A 17707-nucleotide genomic window follows, 5' to 3' on the forward strand; every position below is an offset into this window, starting at 1 on the left:
TGATTAAATCTAACTACATGTAAGTGTTTTTTTGTAATGCAAAATGCAACTAGTTAGTAAAAGTAAGTGATAGTTGAATTTTATATACAAAACAATATGAGTGCGGAATTTTCTGTGAAATAAAAAGTAAGCAGACAAGAATAGTTAAAGTTAATTATTTTTTAACTTACTAGATATGTTTTTCTGTTAACAAATTAATGGATCTTGTTTGGCTCCTAAGTGTTTTTTTGAAGCATGTTAAGGGATGATTGGTGGTTCTTGGAATGCGGAATAATGTCAAAAATATTGTAGAGGTTAAAAAAACAGTATTAGCTCCTATCGTTCTAGAGGGAAAAATCCATTTCTCTCCTTTCCTCCCAAAAAAATAACTAAGTAATAGTTTACAGATTAAAAATATGGAATAAAAGGTAAATTTTCCCTAAAATATTATTATCCGCCATATGTATAATGAACTTTCTTTAGCGATTGAACCTATATATAGTCAGATTCCTTTAAAACTTTTGTTTATGTAAATGTAAAAAATTGGAAACAATATTTTCATTCTTTGAGCCTTCTTTTTCTATTAATCGAAGAATTGAAGTTAAGAAAGTAGCGGTTTGAGGCACAAAAAAACTGGTGGAATGTTCTCCACCAGTTTTTTTATTTACACATACGATCAATTACAGACCATGCTTTTTCTTTCCCCATACCAGTTTCAGATGAGAATAAAATTAATTCATCTCCTTCTTCAATCTGTAACTTTTCACGAACTACTTTTGCATGTTTATCCCATTTTCCTTTTGGGATTTTATCAGCTTTAGTAGCTACTATGATGACTGGGATCCCGTAATGCTTTAAGAAATCATACATCATTACATCATCTTCTGTTGGTGAATGACGTAAATCTACGAGTAATATAACAGCTCTTAATTGCTCACGAGTTGTTATATATGTTTCGATCATTTTACCCCATGCTTCTCTTTCCTTTTTGGAAACTTTCGCATAACCATAACCTGGTACATCAACGTAGAAAAGCTGTTCATTAATTAGAAAGAAATTTAATGTTTGAGTTTTTCCAGGTTTTGATGATGTTCGGGCTAATGCTTTACGATTTAACATTTTATTTATAAATGAAGATTTCCCAACATTTGAACGACCTGCCAAAGCGATTTCAGGAAATTGTGTATCTGGATATTGATTTGGTCGGACTGCACTTATGACAATATCCGCTGTTGTTACTTTCATTTTTTCACTCCTACTATTGCATGCGCAAGTACTTCATCTAAATGTGAAACAGGAATAACAGTTAAACCTTCTTTCACCAATGGTGGAATATCTTCTAAATCTTTTTCGTTCTCTTTTGGTATGATAACAGTCGTTAAACCTGCACGATGCGCACTAAGCATTTTTTCTTTTAACCCACCAATTGGTAATACGCGACCACGTAATGTGATTTCTCCAGTCATTCCAACCTCTTTACGAATTGGTTTATTTGTTAATGCCGAAATCAATGCTGTAGCCATCGTTATACCAGCTGAAGGACCATCTTTTGGAACAGCACCTTCTGGAACATGAATATGAATATCATATTTCTCGTGGAAATTTTCGTCAATATTCAGCTCTTCTGCTTTTGAGCGAATATAGCTAAACGCAGCCTGTGCTGATTCCTTCATTACATCCCCTAGCTTACCAGTTAAAGTTAGTTTACCCTTTCCTGGATATAGTGATACTTCAATAGAAAGTGTGTCTCCACCAAATGCAGTATACGCTAAACCAGTTGCTACCCCGATTTGGTCTTCACTTTCCATTTGACCATAAGAGAATGTTTTCTTACCTAAAAATTCTTCAATATTTTTATCGGTAAAGATTATTTTTTGTCTTTCGTTTGAAACGATCAACTTAGCAGCTTTTCTACATAATGTAGCTAAAACTCGCTCTAAAGACCTAACTCCAGCTTCTCGTGTATAATGACGAATAATTGTAACCAATGCACTTTCACGAATTTGTACAGTAGATTTATTTAAGCCATGCTCAGCTAATTTTTTAGGGAATAAATGTTTTTTTGCTATATTAACTTTTTCAAGTTCAGTATATCCAGATAAAGTAATAATTTCCATTCGATCACGCAATGGACCTGGAATAGTTGATAAATCATTTGCAGTAGCTACAAATAATACTTGAGATAAATCAAATGGCTCTTCGATGTAATGATCACTAAAAGTATGATTTTGCTCAGGGTCCAAAACTTCTAACATTGCTGAAGCTGGATCTCCTCTAAAATCGCTAGACATTTTATCAATTTCATCTAGTAAGAATACAGGATTATTTGTTCCTGCTTTCTTCATACCTTGGATAATACGACCCGGCATAGCTCCAATGTAAGTTCTTCTATGTCCTCTTATTTCTGATTCATCTCTAACGCCACCTAGAGAAACACGTACAAAGTTTCTAGACAAAGCGTTTGCGATTGATTTCGCTAAAGATGTTTTACCAACACCAGGAGGACCAGCTAGACATAAAATTGGGCCACGCAATGAATTTGTAAGTTGTTGAACAGCTAAATATTCTAAAATTCTTTCTTTTACTTTTTCAAGACCTTCGTGTTCATTATTTAGTATCTTTTCAGAACGATGTATATCTAGTGTGTCTTCTGTTTGCTTAGACCATGGTAGTGCTACCATCCAATCTAAATATGTACGAACTACACCTGCCTCAGCAGCATTAGGAGGAAGTTTCTCATATCTAGCTAATTCTTTTAACACTACTTCCTTCGTTTCTTCTGGCATATTAGCTTCTTCAATTTTTGTTAAAAACTTATCAACTTCTTCGGTCTTACCTTCACGATCACCTAGCTCACGTTGAATTACCTTTAGTTGCTCTCTTAAGAAATATTCTTTTTGAGTTTTATCAATATTTTTCTTAACTTGTAAACCAATCTTTTCTTCAAGCTTTAATAATTCTTTTTCATCTTGAAGGAAATTTAAGATAATATGTATTCGTTCTGTAACATCAATTGTTGCTAATATTTTTTGTTTTTCTTCTTCCCTTAATGGAATTGAATCGATCATTGCATCTGCAAGTTTACCTGGACGGTCTTGCTTAACAATTGAAGCAATCGTCTCTGGTAAGATACGCTTTGATAATTTACTGTATTGTTTAAAATGCTGCAATAAAGTTCTCATTAAAGCACGTAGCTCTTTAGATTCGTCTTCTACATCTGGATATTCTTCTACCTTTGCAGTTAAGAAATCATTTTGATCAATAATTGATTTTATTTTCCCTCTGTGTAATCCTTCTACAGTGATACGAACAGTGCCATTTGGAAGTGTAATCTTTTGTGTTAATTTAGCTAAAGTTCCAAATTGGTACAATTCGTCAATCTTTGGATTTTCTGTATCTGCATCTATTTGAGTAACAACAAAAATTAAATGATCTAACTCATCAGCTTCTTGTATAGCCTTTATCGATTTCATTCTTCCTACATCTAGATGTGCAATAGTGGCAGGAAATACACTAATTCCTCTTAAAGGTAGGAGGGGTACAACTTTTTCTTTTGTAACATTCATTACGTTACACCTCCATGTTTTTCATTCTATTTAGTTATTTTACCTTAACATATATATCATTTACAATGATATGCATTAAAAGAAAAAAAGAAGCGACAAAATCCATCAAAAACTGTCTAGAACATAACATAAATAATTGTTTTTAGCGATTTTATTGATTAACACTAAAAGCAAATCATTTCTACAAAATAAAAAGTGTTCGATCAATTCATTGAAAAATAGAATGCAAAAATAGTTTGTATTCTTTATTTATTCAATATGAAATGATTCGAACACTTCTTTTTATCTACATAGATTGCGATTGATTCTCTTCAAACAATGTTAATTGCTGGAAATCATTTTTTGTTTGAGTTGGTAATTCAAATTTCCAATTATCTTTAAAGACTTCGTGGAGAACTTTTTCAATGCGATCTACTGCTAATATTTCTACATCTTTATACTGATGTATTGTAGCTTGATCGTTGTCTTTCGGTACAATAATTTTAGTTGCTCCTGCTTTAACCGCTGCCTTTACTTTTTCTGGAACACCACCAACTGGTTTGACATCGCCTTGAATACTCATTTCACCAGTCAAAGCGATTGTATTTAATACTGGGACATTATTAACAGCTGAAAAAATACCTACTACCATGGCAATCCCTGCCGATGGGCCGTCAATTAATGCACCACTCGGAAAATTAATGTGAATCGTATAGTCATCGATTGGTACACCAATTTTTCGTAAGACTGTCGTAACGTTTTCTAATGAGCCTTTTGCCATACTTTTTCTGCGAATCGATTTAGCTTGATTACCTAAGCTTTCTTCTTCAACAATTCCAGTAATTGTAATTGTACCTTTACCGATTTCTTTTGCTTTCATTGCACTAACTTCAATTGGTAGTAACGCACCAATATTTGCTCCATAAACAGCTAAACCGTTTACCAATCCTACAGTAGGAGCTTCTGGAATTTTGTTAACAAGTCTTGGTGATAAACGACTGACAGATACAACCCACTCAATATCATCTTCAATTAATTCTTTTCGACCAGAAGTTAAAACCATACCACCAGCTAACTGAATTAAGTTTATCGCTTCACGACCATTTTTTGCATATGTACCAACTAATTCTAACGCTTTTTCTGAAAGACTTAATTCAATTTTTTCAGCAGATCGTTTAGCTACTGCTTGAATTTCATCTTGTTCTAATTCTCTAAAAAATATTTCTAAACAACGTGAACGAATTGCCGGCGGGATATCTTCCGGTGATCTTGTTGTTGCACCCACTAATCTGAAATCTGCTGGTAAACCGTGTTTGAAAATTTCATGAATATGTGCGGGGATAGAAGGATTTTCTTCTTGGTAATATGCACTCTCAAATTTCACTTTACGGTCTTCAAGTACTTTCAGCATTTTATTCATTTGAATTGGATGAAGCTCACCTATTTCATCAATAAATAAAATACCTCCATGCGCATCGGTTACAGCACCTTTTTTAGGTTGAGGAACACCCGCTTGCCCCATCGCACCTGCGCCTTGATAGATTGGATCGTGAACTGAACCAATTAAAGGATCTGCAATTCCTCTTTCATCAAACCTAGCAGTTGTTGCGTCTAATTCGATAAATACTGCATCTTGTTTAAACGGTGTATTCGGGCTCTTTTTCGCTTCTTCTAATACAAGTCTTGCTGCTGCCGTTTTTCCGACACCAGGAGGCCCATAAATGATCACATGTTGAGGATTCGCACTGCAAAGTGAAGCTTTTAATGCTTTTATTCCATCCTCTTGGCCAACTATATCATCAAAAGTGGTTGGTCTAACTCTTTCTGCTAACGGAACTGTTAACGAGATTGACTTTAATTTACGTAACTGCTCCATTTCTTTTTTAGATTCCCTATCAATCGAAACTTTAGTTGTTCGTTGACCTTTTAATAAATGAATAAAATACAATGCAACGATTGTACCTAATGCTAATTGAGCTAATAAAATAATAGTTGTTAAACTCATTCTTTACCCCTCCACTGAAGTAGAAATTACTTTTAGTATCGCCCTTAAAATGGAAGGATAAACCAATTTTAAAAATTAAAGACATGGTGTACCTAGTAAAATCCCAATGCATTTATAAAAAATTCAAAAAACTCACTAAAAAAAGGTGAAAATAAAAAACCAAATGCAAATGCATTTGGTTTTTTATTTATGCTAATTTATTTGCTTTTTTCTTTAACTCTAATTCTGTTCCATCTTCTAATACAAGCTTTGGAGCTGCACCAGTTTTAACAGTTTCTGCTGAGATAATACATTTTTGAATATCCTCACGTGAAGGTAATTCAAACATAATATCTAACATAATCCCTTCAATGATCGAACGTAGTCCACGAGCTCCAGTTTTACGCTCAATTGCTTTTTTAGCAATTTCAGTTAAAGCGCTATCCTCAAACTCAAGTTCAACTTGGTCAAGCTCTAGCAATTTTTGATATTGCTTAATTAAAGCATTTTTAGGTTTAGTTAAAATTTCAACTAATGATGCTTCATCAAGTTGCTCTAAATTAGCTAAAACTGGTAAACGTCCAATGAACTCTGGAATTAAACCAAAGCGTAATAAGTCTTCTGGTAATACGTGGTTTAGGATTTCTTTTGAGCTTAAATCGCTCTTTTCAGAATCTCCACTGAAACCAATTACCTTTTTACCTAAACGACGTTTGATAATTTGTTCGATGCCATCAAATGCTCCACCACAAATAAATAAAATATTTGTCGTATCAATTTGAATGAATTCTTGATGTGGATGTTTACGACCACCTTGAGGAGGTACACTTGCAACAGTTCCTTCAAGAATTTTTAAAAGTGCTTGCTGAACACCTTCACCTGATACATCACGTGTAATTGATGGGTTTTCAGACTTACGTGCAACTTTATCAATTTCATCGATATAAATAATACCTTTTTCAGCACGTTCTACATCATAATCAGCTGCTTGGATTAATTTTAAAAGAATGTTTTCAACATCTTCCCCAACATATCCAGCCTCTGTTAATGAAGTTGCATCTGCAATCGCAAATGGTACATTTAAAATACGTGCTAAAGTTTGAGCTAGTAATGTTTTACCACTACCAGTTGGCCCAATCATTGCAATATTACTTTTTGATAACTCAACCTCATCAATTTTACTGTTTGAATTAATACGTTTGTAGTGATTATAAACAGCAACTGATAAGGCTTTTTTTGCATTGTCTTGACCAATAACATATTCATCAAGAATTTCGCAAATCTCTTTCGGTTTCGGAACGTCTTTAAACTCTACTTCCTCTTCTTTTGCTAGCTCTTCTTGAACAATTTCAGTACAAAGCTCAATACATTCGTCACAAATATATACACCAGGTCCTGCCACTAATTTTCTAACCTGAGACTGTGACTTCCCACAGAACGAACATTTTAGCTGTCCTTTTTCTTCGTTAAATTTGAACATATGTTCACTCCCTCTAAAAATTTCTAAAAAACACTCAATATGTATGTAATCCCAAAAAAATATGTATCTTGTAGCTATATAATAGCATACAAAACAAACAAAGCAATTAATTACTACTCTAAAATTGTTTAAATTTTTAGAATATATATATTCTAATCTAAAGTCAATAATCCTTCTTTTGAAGAATTATTTTTAGTATAGCCACAATAATTTTTTAAAATCTGTATAACAGATTCTAACATATGTATATGTGTATTTTAAAGGAAACAGTTCACTTTACCAAATATTTCTTTATTTAAAAACAAGGCACGAAAAATCTCGCGCCTTGTTTTAAGTGAATATATGTTTATTTAACGCTTATTTTTTTCTGCTATCTACTAATAACTCAACAGCTTTACGGATTTGAATATCGTCACGTACAGCGTCAGTTCCACCTAGCATTGTTACTAATTGCTCAGAAGGAATATTGTACATTTCAGATAAACGAGCTAATTCTTCGTTCATTTCTTCTTCAGTTGCCTCAATTTTTTCAGCTTCGATGATCGCATCGATTGTTAAGTCGATTCTTACACGAGCTTCAGCATCTTGACGCATTTGAGCACGAAGATCTTCTTCTTTAGTACCAGTGAATTGGTAGTAAAGCTCTAAGTTTAATCCTTGTTGTGCAATACGTTGTTCAAAGTCTTTAACCATACGGTCAACTTGGCTTTCGAACATTACTTCTGGGATTTCAATTTCAGCATTTTCAGCTGCTTTTTGAACTAAAGCATCACGTAAGCTACCTTCAGCTTGAGATTTTTTAGATTCAACTAAGTCATTTTTGATTTTTGCTTTAAGTTCTTCTAAAGTTTCTACTTCGTCATTTACATCTTTAGCAAACTCGTCGTTTAACTCAGGAAGTTCTTTAGCTTTGATTTCATGAACAGTTACTTTGAAAGTAGCAGCTTTTCCAGCTAATTCAGCACTGTGGTATTCTTCAGGGAATGTTACATTTACATCTGTTTCTACTCCAGATTTAGCACCGATTAAAGCTTCTTCAAATCCAGGAATGAAAGAACCTGAACCGATTTCTAATGGGTAGTTTTCACCTTTTCCACCTTCGAAAGCTACGCCATCAACGAAACCTTCGAAATCAATAACAGCTGTATCACCGTTTTCAACAGTACCATCTTCTTTAACTACTAACTCAGCTTGACGCTCTTGTAATTTAGTTAATTCAGCTTGTACGTCTTCGTCAGTTACAGTTGCATCCATTTCTTCAACTTCTAAGCCTTTGTATTCGCCTAATTTTACTTCAGGTTTTACAGTAACTTTTGCTTTGAAGATTAAAGTTTTACCTTTTTCCATTTGCTCAACGTCAACTTCTGGACGGTCAACTGGCTCAATACCAACTTCTTCGATCGCTTTGCTGTAAGCTTCTGGTAAGATTACATCTAAAGCATCATTGTAAAGTGCTTCAACGCCAAATTTTTGTTCGAAAATTGGGCGAGGTAATTTACCTTTACGGAATCCCGGTACATTGATAGTTTTTACAACTTTTTTGAAAGCTGCATCTAAACCTTTATCTACTTCAGAAGCTTCAACTTCTACAGTTAATAGACCAACGTTAGCTTCTAATTTTTCCCATTTAGCAGTCATTGTTAGTTCCCTCCAAAATTATCTAAAAAAATATATGTGTTTACGTATTTTCGTACTATACATGCCTGTCCATATTTCATATAGAAAATTCATGTATAATTAAGTAAATAGTCGTTACAACCATTCTATTATAACACATTCCTTTTTTGTTTCAATATTTCCTATTTTTATAAGGAGAAAATATTAGGATTTTTTAATTGGGAACGGAAATCGTTTCTACTACTACTTAGAAAACTGATCTTCATTTTTGATGACTACTCTTTTCGAGGGATACCTAGTCACGTTTACCTATACGAATGCTTGGTCTTCTTACATCTACTATAAAAATGACTCCCCCATCTCCAACATTTTTAATTCTTTTAACGAAAAAAACATAGAAGCCCGATTGGATCATCTATGTTTTTTCCAACAATTTCATATTATTTTATATTAAAATATCCTTCATCTTCAAAGCGCTTCACTAAAGCAATTGCACTTTTTACAGGAAAATATTCTACATTAAATATATCTTTTATTTCCTCTTCATCTACACTGCGATCAAAAAATTGTTGGACGATGCAATAGAAACAGGCTGCCCAAATATTTCGATCCGCTGGCATTGGGATAAACGGGAAGTAAATTGTCATAAAATGTTGGAAATGCGTTTTTGCGATTTCGAAAGCTGAAGGATCTTCACTTTCTAATACGTCACTTAATTTTTTTAATATAGCATCTACAAAATTTTTATGTTCTTCGACTGAAACTGATGTATTCCAAATCATTCGTTGGTTGACTTTGTTCAGTTCAAAATCTTTCTCGATTGATTGTTCCTGTAGAATAAACAAAATAAAACTTTGAATTAACGGATTTGCTTTTGGACTTTTTAAAATTTCGCTAATTTGGTCGATAACTAAGTTACAATCTATTCCCCTTAATTCATTAATTAATTCAAGCTGCTTATCAATCGGCACAGAATTTCCAACGATCTTATGTAAATTAACAACTTCACCCTTAATGCCTTCACGATCTGAAATTACTTTATTTGATAATGAGAGCATTGCCTGAAACTTATTCAATTGATTTTCATCAATCCGTTTTTGAGCGAGTAGTCTTTTTATATTTTTTTGTATTTCTTCATATTCTTTTAATTGGAATAAAATGCTTATGTATACTTCAATTGCTTCATCACTCTCAAATGGACCGAAAACTAAATACTCACATCTTTCCTTAGCTTCCCTAGCCCGATTTCCTTCTAATAGACACGCGACTGCAGCAAGCTCTGTTTGAGAGTTATGCTCATTCATTTCTTTTAATTGATTACATAACATTAAAGCTTTACTAAAGTTTTTTTCTTCTAATGCTTTTTTACCTAAATTTATGATCCGATCCTTCAGTTTAGGAAAAAAGACAATATTGTCATCCATGTTACTCTCCCCTAACATTTGTTATTTCCTGCACAAACTAATTATGAAAAAGTGTATCATGAATTAAAATTATTTAAAATATTAATGATACGAGTATAGTTGAATCGTTTTTATGATAACACTGCATTTGGCTATTTTTAGTACCCTAATGGTTTATTGCCAAATCTTTTCCATAACTTTGGAAATTTAGCTTTTAATTCGTCTTTTGATTTCCAATCAATTGTTAATTGTTGTTGAGGATATTCGTAACCTTTGTTTTCGATCAGTGAATTGAACTCATTCCACAATTGATCATCCCAATCATCATCGCCTTTACGCTTGATTGAATATGCTTGTAAAGCCAAATCTAACATATCTTCTAATTCTGGCGTAAGTCCTTCTTCTTCATAAATAGGAAAAATGTATTCAGCTAAATAATCAGGGTCATTTAATGTTTTCTTGTAAACTTGTTCTCCTTGACCGATTAACCAAGCCCTAAAATGGGCAAACGAATCCTCCGAACAGCCGTCCATAATGATCCATGCAGCTCCTAAAAGATTTGCGGTATATGCTTTGGAAAATAAAGTTTCAAATTGAATTTCAAAACTAGCTATCTCATCATCAGATTGTTTAGCTAAATGATTGATTACCCATTCATATGGTTCTTCAACAATATGCATTTTAGATATTAGGCTCCAAAATTCTTTTTCGTTCATTTATATCACTCCACTTTTTTATTTATATTTTAGAATAACATAACTAGTATAAATTTTATGATGATCAAAGTTTTCTATTTAAGAATCGGAATATGTACTAATTTATATAGTAAACGTATTTCATCATTTTATTTCTTAGGTCATTTCATTAAAATACAAAAAAAGACACTTATTTTACATTAAGTAAAACAAGTGTCTTTTGGACGTCCTGAGAGGGATTCGAACCCCCGACCGACGGCTTAGAAGGCCGTTGCTCTATCCTGCTGAGCTACCAGGACATATGGAGCGGGTGATGGGAATCGAACCCACGACCGAAGCTTGGAAGGCTTCTATTTTACCATTAAACTACACCCGCATATTTTTCATTTTCTTGATTCTTTTTTATTTCTTGGCGACATCACCCTGTCGACATAATTTATTATAGTCACTATGCAAAATAAAGTCAACACTATTTTTAAACTTTTTTTCCAAAATAAAGGAAAAAATTTTAAAGTTGTATAATTACCTTAGTTTATTAGGGTTTTCAAGCTTTTATTACTCCGAATTATTTTGTTTCTATATATGGTTAGTAGCGTCATAAGAGCTACTAACCACCTTTTATTCATGATAATTCAAATGTAGATGTTAAAAGCTTTGTTCCATCTGTATGATAGAAAGTAACACTAGCTTTATTTTCAATTGTTTCAAGAATTGCATAAGTCTTTTCTTTTCGCATTCTCGGTAGTAAAATGCTGCCAGGATTAATAAAAAGCACGCCATCAATTAATTCTGCTCCTAATACATGTGAATGGCCGAAGCAAGCAATTGTAGCACCAACTTCTTTACAACGATAATACAGCTTTTGTAATGACTGTTTTATTCCATGTAAATGACCATGTGTTGCAAAGATAGTATATTCATTCCCACGGTGAATAAATTCCTCAGGGAATTCTCCCCTGAAATCACAATTTCCTCTTACAACATGATAACCCTCTAGTTCCTTAGCATTAACTTCTAATTCCGAATCCCCACAATGGATCATTAGATCTACTCTGTCACGATATCGATCGGCGATTTCTTGCAATGGTTTTGTCAATCCATGACTATCACTTACGATTAGTACTTTCATTAATTTGAACCTTTAAATAATAAGTCTTTATCTTCTTTATTGATTACATTCATTAATGATTTGATTGCATTTGCGCGATGACTCAAGCCACCTTTTTCATCTTTTGTTAATTCAGCCATCGTTTTATCCAATTCTGGCAAAAAGAAAATCGGATCGTAGCCAAAACCGTTTGTTCCTCGTTTTTCGTTAGCAATATACCCTTCAACTGTACCATGAACAGTAATCGTTTCTTTACCTGGAACTGCTAAAGCTAATGCACAATAAAATCGCGCAGTTCTTTCGCCAGGAAAAACGCCTTCTAATTCACTTAAAACTTTTTGCATATTATCTTCGTCACTTTTATGTAATCCAGCATATCGAGCAGAATAAACACCTGGTCTACCTTCAAGTGCATCCACTATTAAACCAGAGTCATCTGCAATGACTGGTGCATTTAACTCACTCGCTAAATACTCAGCTTTTAAGATCGCATTTTCTTCAAATGTAGTTCCTGTTTCTTCAATTTCTTGAATTTCAGGAAAGTCTTTTAAAGATTTAACTTGAAATCCCATTGGGTTAAAAAGCACTTCAAAATCCTTCACTTTGCCTTGATTATTTGTCGCAATAATGATTGTTTCCATCCTTAAAGTTTCTCCTCGAAATGATTATTGAAATTTAATACCTTCTTGTAATAACACTTCTTTTTGTTTTTCAATTAGAGATTTAATGCCTAATTCACCCAAAGATAATAACTCATTTAATTCTTCTCTTGAAAAAGTTGATTCTTCACCAGTTCCTTGAAGTTCAACAAACTGTCCTTTTCCAGTCATAATAATATTCATATCAACACTTGCAGCCGAATCTTCTACATAATATAAATCTAGAACCGGTCCAAGGTCTTCTAAAATACCAACTGAAGTTGCTGCTAAATAATCTTTTACAGGATATGATTTCAATTTATCCATTTTAACTAATTTATCAAAAGCGAGCATCATTGCAACAAATGCACCAGTAATTGAAGTTGTTCGTGTTCCTCCATCTGCTTGGATGACATCACAATCGATCCAAATTGTCTTTTCGCCAAGTGCTTCTAAATCGACAACTGCTCTTAACGCTCTTCCAATTAATCGTTGAATTTCCATTGTTCGACCAGTTACTTTACCTTTAGATGATTCACGTATTGTACGCTCTTGAGTAGCTCTAGGTAACATAGAATATTCAGCAGAAATCCAACCTTTTCCACTATTTCTTAAAAATGGTGGTACACGGTCTTCAACTGTTGCATTACAAATTACCTTAGTATCACCAATACTTATTAGCACAGAACCTTCTGCATGTTTTGTATAGTGAGTAATAATCTCGATAGGTCTAAGTTCATTATTTAATCTTCCATCTGTTCTTGTCATGATTGTTCCTCCTACAAAATCTTCCAAATACTAGTATAGACAAAAATGTGATTTCATTTCTACTTATTGAGTAAATTTAAAGATAAAATTAAAAACCTTGTACAAAAATCCTCACAATTTTTGTACAAGGTTAATAGGATCTTTACATAACAAAGGCTTACAATTTTTTCGTATTTACATCCTTAGGTCTAGAAACTGGTTGGCTTAAAGGCTTGCCTTGCTGGTCGATCGCAGTTAATTTACCATTGATTTGAATTTCAATGGACTTCACACCTTTTTGCTCAGTTAAAGAAAGAACTAATGGCTGTAATACATCATTATTAATCATATTTTTGGCAATATTTCCATAGATACCATCGTTAAAATTAAGGACTAGCTTACCGCCTTTGAATACAGGTTGGCTAACTAGTTTCGTATCACTTCCAAAATCGGAAACTAAATTTGAATATTCAGAAGGACCTTTTACAAGTTCATTTACAATTGCTGTATATGGATCTGTTTCAGCATTTGAAATCCTAGTCGTTACAGGTACATAATAAGTGTCTCCCATTTCCCCTTGAGATACATAATATAGGGTAACTGGTCTGGAGTTCATAATATCTACAATATCACCTTTATCAAAGTTTATTCCATCATCTCTTGTTAACCCATCACCAATTTGAGCCTTATTTGCTGGCATCGATGCTAGTTCTTTTCCGTTTACTCGAATTTTCACCTTTGTCACATTTTCAAATTGAGTTAACGTCCAAGTAACAGCTTGAAATACTTTTAATTCATCTTCAGCACGATATTGTTTAAATTCTGGTGAAAAATCAGCAATGATTGTACCATCCTTTTGAGTTTGAACACCTAGAACTTCTGTATTTGGAGGTAAAACTGCTTGGAAACCATTCGGTAATTCGTCTGTAACAGGACCATCTTTTACTAAGTATTCTAACGCTTGTTTAGCTAGGCTGGTAGATTTAGGTAATTGGAAGGTTTGTGGTACAACATAACCATTACGGTCAAGTAAATATAATTCCCTTTTTACCGTTTCTTCCTTCTTTGCTACTTCTTTTGAAGGTTGATCACTTTTATAAACTACAGTTTTAGGTGGATCAATATCAGTTGAAGATTTCGTTGGGACCAAACTACATCCACTCAAAGTTGCGATTCCACATACCGCTGCCGCTGTTACTAACAATCTTTTTTTCATCAACATACTCCCCCCACGCTTTTTTACTATTTATACGAGCCTGTACATTTTTTAGAACAAGCTAAATAGAAAAAAATAAATAATTTAAATCTAGCTCTAAATTTACTGGAAATATTCACCTAAAAGACCTATCTTTCATATGATAAAAAGACTAAATGAATACCCATCCGAAGAACAGCTCGGTCAAGCAAGGAGGGTTAGCACAGTTGAAGGATAGAGACTATCAAACAAAGCACACACTCACAAAGCGTGAAAAAGAAGTATTCGAGCTTCTTGTTCAAGATAAGACTACAAGAGAAATTGCTGAAGAGCTTTTTATAAGTGAAAAAACTGTGAGAAATCATATTTCAAATGCAATGCAGAAGCTTGGGGTTAAGGGGCGATCACAAGCAGTTATAGAGCTTCTTCGTATGGGAGAGCTTGAATTGTAGTTATTTTGTAGAAATACTTCTACAAACCAACATACTGCCGGCATTCTAAACGACATGCCGGTTATAGTATTTACATTGAAACTAAAGATTTACATTTCTCTATTTTCTTGCCTGTAAAAGAATCTGATTATCTAAATTTTGAAAGTTTTACTTTATATCCTGCTTATAGTAGATAAAAAAGCCTATCTGTAAATTAAGATAGATTCTCTGCTATAGGGGGATTTTATTTTAGAACTTTTTTACCTATAAAAAAACAAAAAGAAAATCGTTTCCAGTTAGAAAACGATTTTCTTATTTCAAATACTATAAAACTTCTTAGTATTTTCATATAAAGTTTTATATGCTACTGATAAATCTATGTCTTTTAACTCAGCGATCTTTGCAACTGAATGATGCATAAATTTAGGATGTGTAAATTCATTCGCAAAAGGCCCTTCAAATGGCCAAGGACCATCTGTTTCTACCATCATTAATTCTAAAGGATACTTTTTTACTAGGTCTTGAATCTCATTTTCATATAAAACATCTGGTGTGATTGAGATAAAATACTCATTTTTTATCATCCGTTTAATTGTATGATCATCCCCTTTAAACCAATGAAAATGAGCTTTTTTAATAATATATTTTTCTAATAGATTACATACAGTTTCAGCGTCCTCATACACTGCATGTAATATGATTGGTTTATTTAACTCTTTTGCAAGTGAGATAAATTTTTCTAGTAATTGAATATAAGGGGCGTAATCAATCTGTTCTTCTAAATTCTTATAATATGGTAATCCAACTTCTCCGATTGCGACCATTTCATCCTTATGAATCATAATCCATTCAATTAATTTATCAACTTCCTCATCAGAAGGAATTCGTTGTTCAGGATGAAATCCAAATGCTGGATGTACACGATTATTTTGTTTTTTTAACGCTAAATTTTCTTTACTAGATTTTAAATCCATTGAAACAGAAATAATTGCTTCGATTTCATGTCTTTCTAAATTAGATAATATTTCTTCTCTTTGACTAGTATCATAAGAATCTAAATGAATATGAGCATCTATCATTTTCATCGTATTACTCCTTCTCTAAAGCCAAATAGATTTTTCTTTTATATTCCGTAAATTCGTCACTTAGTAATAATTCTTTTTTGCGTGGCCTTGGAAATGGCACAATAATTTCTTCTTTTATTTTGGCGGGTTTATCAGAAAATATATAGATTCGATCAGACATTAACAACGCTTCATCAATATTATGCGTAACTAATAAAATTGATCTTCGTTGCTCTTCCCAAATTGATAAGAGCCATTGTTGCATGTCTAGTCTAGTAAATTCATCTAATGCCGAAAATGGCTCATCCATGCACATAAACGACTGCGGTGCTAGTAATGACCTTAAAAATGAAACTCTTTGTTTCATACCACCAGATAATTCATGCGGGTAAGCATTCTCATAGTTTTCTAAACCAGTTCTTTTAAGCCAGTCTCTTGCTAATTTTTCATCGGGTTTATGTTTTAACTCTTGTGATAAAACAATATTTTTTAAGACTGTTCTCCAAGGTAGTAATGAATGATCCTGTGGCATAAAACTAATATGGCCAAGTTCTCCATTTATGATTGACCCATTTAGCTTAACTTCACCAGAATCGGGTTTTAGTAAACCGCCTATAAGGTGAAACAACGTACTCTTCCCACTACCAGATGGACCTAAAATTGATACAAATTCCCCCTCATTTACATAAAGGGAAATATTATCTAACACTTGATGACTACTATAACTTTTTGTTAATTGTTCCACTTGTAATGTCATTTTCGATTCTCCCCTTTAACTTTCCATTTAACAGTAACTCGTTCAATTACGACTATTAGGAAGAAGAAAAGCATACTTAAAAACATAATAATAAAAATTGAAACAAATACTCGATCTGTTCTAAATGAAGATGAAGCTAAAGTCATATACACTCCAATTCCAGATTTCGCTCCTAGCCATTCTGAAATAACTGCCCCCATTACACTATATGTCGCTGAAATCTTTAAGCCAGAAAAAATCGAAGGTAAAGAAAAAGGCAACTCAACTTTCCAAAAAATTTGTGATTTGGTTGCCCCTGCCATTTTCATATAATTTATTAATTCACTTGGTGTTTGTCTAAAACCATCCAATGCTGAAACTGTAACTGGGAAAAAACAAACAAGAGAAATAATAATTAATTTAGGTAATACACCAAACCCAAACCAAATAATTAATAGCGGTGCCAATACAATAATTGGTACATTTTGAGAAAGAATTAATAATGGGTAAAAAGCTTCCCTAACGCCTGGGATTAAATGCAATAGAAATGCTATTAAAAATCCTAATAAACTACCAATTAACAAACCAATAATCGTTAATTGAATTGTAGAAGAAATATGAGGAAGTAATGAACTAGTTGATTTCATTCCTTCTTTAAAGATTGCGATTGGTCCTGGCAATAACCAAGATTCAATTTTCCAAACTTTAATACTTAGCTGCCAACAAATTAAAAAAAGCAGGATGACAACAATTGGTTGCCATCCTTTTATATGTTTAGATTTCATTAACGATACTTCTCCGTTAACACATCCATCGTAATACCTTTTGGTTGATAAAGTATTTTCATTTGAGTAATAACATTGTGGCAACCTATTTCAATCATTCTTTCATTCATTTTTTGAACAACCATTAACAATTGATTCAAGTCACCTTCCATAGTTGTTTCCAATGGTTGAACTTGATATTTTACACCTGACTCATCAATAATTTTAATTGCTTCATCCACTGCTGGAATAACATCCTCAATATTATTTGTTTTCGGTATAATTTGGACACTCATTAAAGTAGTTTGCATTTTTGCTCCT

16 protein-coding genes and 2 tRNA genes are annotated in these 17707 nt (G+C 33.0%); 1 reads left to right on the forward strand and 17 read right to left on the reverse strand.

Annotated elements, in window-relative coordinates:
* Positions 1–639: 639 nt before the first annotated feature.
* The 13 genes from yihA to CN925_RS00665 all read right to left on the reverse strand — a co-directional run bounded on the left by yihA (position 640) and on the right by CN925_RS00665 (position 14418).
* Positions 640–1224, reverse strand: coding sequence for a ribosome biogenesis GTP-binding protein YihA/YsxC (yihA, locus tag CN925_RS00605; RefSeq protein WP_098843827.1), 585 nt, complete (start codon positions 1222–1224; stop codon positions 640–642).
* Complete coding sequence (gene lon, locus CN925_RS00610; protein WP_098843828.1) at positions 1221–3545, reverse strand: endopeptidase La; 2325 nt, start codon at positions 3543–3545, stop codon at positions 1221–1223. The genes yihA and lon overlap by 4 nt, the downstream gene beginning before the upstream one ends.
* Positions 3546–3831: 286 nt before the next feature.
* Complete coding sequence (gene lonB / locus CN925_RS00615) at positions 3832–5529, reverse strand: ATP-dependent protease LonB (protein WP_098843829.1); 1698 nt, start codon at positions 5527–5529, stop codon at positions 3832–3834.
* A gap of 187 nt (positions 5530–5716) precedes the next feature.
* Positions 5717–6988: an ATP-dependent protease ATP-binding subunit ClpX gene (gene clpX / locus CN925_RS00620; RefSeq protein WP_098843830.1), complete on the reverse strand. Its 1272-nt coding sequence runs from the start codon at positions 6986–6988 to the stop codon at positions 5717–5719.
* 357 nt (positions 6989–7345) lie between these two features.
* Positions 7346–8626 carry a trigger factor gene (gene tig / locus CN925_RS00625; RefSeq protein WP_098843831.1) on the reverse strand — a complete coding sequence of 427 codons (1281 nt, stop codon included), beginning with the start codon at positions 8624–8626 and terminating at the stop codon, positions 7346–7348.
* Between the two features lie 419 nt (positions 8627–9045).
* Positions 9046–10029: a hypothetical protein gene (locus tag CN925_RS00630; protein ID WP_098843832.1), complete on the reverse strand. Its 984-nt coding sequence runs from the start codon at positions 10027–10029 to the stop codon at positions 9046–9048.
* Positions 10030–10166: 137 nt separating this feature from the next.
* Entirely contained in the window at positions 10167–10724 is a 558-nt protein-coding gene (locus CN925_RS00635) for a DUF4240 domain-containing protein (protein WP_098843833.1), read from the reverse strand.
* A 204-nt stretch (positions 10725–10928) separates the two neighbouring features.
* Positions 10929–11002, reverse strand: a tRNA-Arg gene (locus CN925_RS00640).
* Positions 11003–11005: 3 nt separating this feature from the next.
* Positions 11006–11079, reverse strand: a tRNA-Gly gene (locus CN925_RS00645).
* A gap of 246 nt (positions 11080–11325) precedes the next feature.
* On the reverse strand, positions 11326–11832 hold the full coding sequence (locus CN925_RS00650) for a metallophosphoesterase family protein (RefSeq protein ID WP_098843834.1): 507 nt from the start codon (positions 11830–11832) through the stop codon (positions 11326–11328).
* Complete coding sequence (locus CN925_RS00655; RefSeq protein ID WP_098843835.1) at positions 11832–12452, reverse strand: XTP/dITP diphosphatase; 621 nt, start codon at positions 12450–12452, stop codon at positions 11832–11834. Before CN925_RS00655 ends, CN925_RS00650 begins: the two co-directional genes overlap by 1 nt.
* A gap of 24 nt (positions 12453–12476) precedes the next feature.
* The gene (rph, locus tag CN925_RS00660; protein ID WP_098843836.1) at positions 12477–13217 is read right to left on the reverse strand and encodes a ribonuclease PH; all 741 of its coding nucleotides are present in this window, start codon (positions 13215–13217) and stop codon (positions 12477–12479) included.
* Between the two features lie 157 nt (positions 13218–13374).
* Complete coding sequence (locus CN925_RS00665) at positions 13375–14418, reverse strand: GerMN domain-containing protein (protein ID WP_098843837.1); 1044 nt, start codon at positions 14416–14418, stop codon at positions 13375–13377.
* A gap of 200 nt (positions 14419–14618) precedes the next feature.
* Between CN925_RS00665 and CN925_RS00670 the strand changes: the two genes are divergently transcribed.
* Positions 14619–14843: a helix-turn-helix domain-containing protein gene (locus CN925_RS00670; RefSeq protein ID WP_056472461.1), complete on the forward strand. Its 225-nt coding sequence runs from the start codon at positions 14619–14621 to the stop codon at positions 14841–14843.
* 296 nt (positions 14844–15139) lie between these two features.
* Here the strand turns inward: CN925_RS00670 and CN925_RS00675 are convergent, their stop codons facing one another.
* Genes CN925_RS00675 through CN925_RS00690 form a run of 4 tightly spaced genes read right to left on the reverse strand, consistent with a single transcriptional unit; the run spans position 15140 to position 17697 of the window.
* Positions 15140–15907, reverse strand: a complete 768-nt coding sequence (locus tag CN925_RS00675; RefSeq protein WP_098843838.1) for a TatD family hydrolase — start codon at positions 15905–15907, stop codon at positions 15140–15142.
* Between the two features lie 4 nt (positions 15908–15911).
* A complete protein-coding gene (locus tag CN925_RS00680) occupies positions 15912–16643 on the reverse strand; it encodes an ABC transporter ATP-binding protein (protein ID WP_098843839.1) in 732 nt (243 codons plus the stop codon).
* Positions 16640–17407, reverse strand: a complete 768-nt coding sequence (locus CN925_RS00685) for an ABC transporter permease (protein ID WP_098843840.1) — start codon at positions 17405–17407, stop codon at positions 16640–16642. The genes CN925_RS00680 and CN925_RS00685 overlap by 4 nt, the downstream gene beginning before the upstream one ends.
* Positions 17407–17697 (reverse strand): thiamine-binding protein, encoded by a 291-nt coding sequence (locus CN925_RS00690; protein WP_098843841.1) that lies wholly within the window; start codon positions 17695–17697, stop codon positions 17407–17409. Before CN925_RS00690 ends, CN925_RS00685 begins: the two co-directional genes overlap by 1 nt.
* Positions 17698–17707 lie beyond the last annotated feature (10 nt).

It is taken from the genome of Bacillus sp. AFS055030 (genome assembly GCF_002574545.1).
Classification (GTDB): Bacteria; Bacillota; Bacilli; order Bacillales; family Bacillaceae_G; genus Gottfriedia.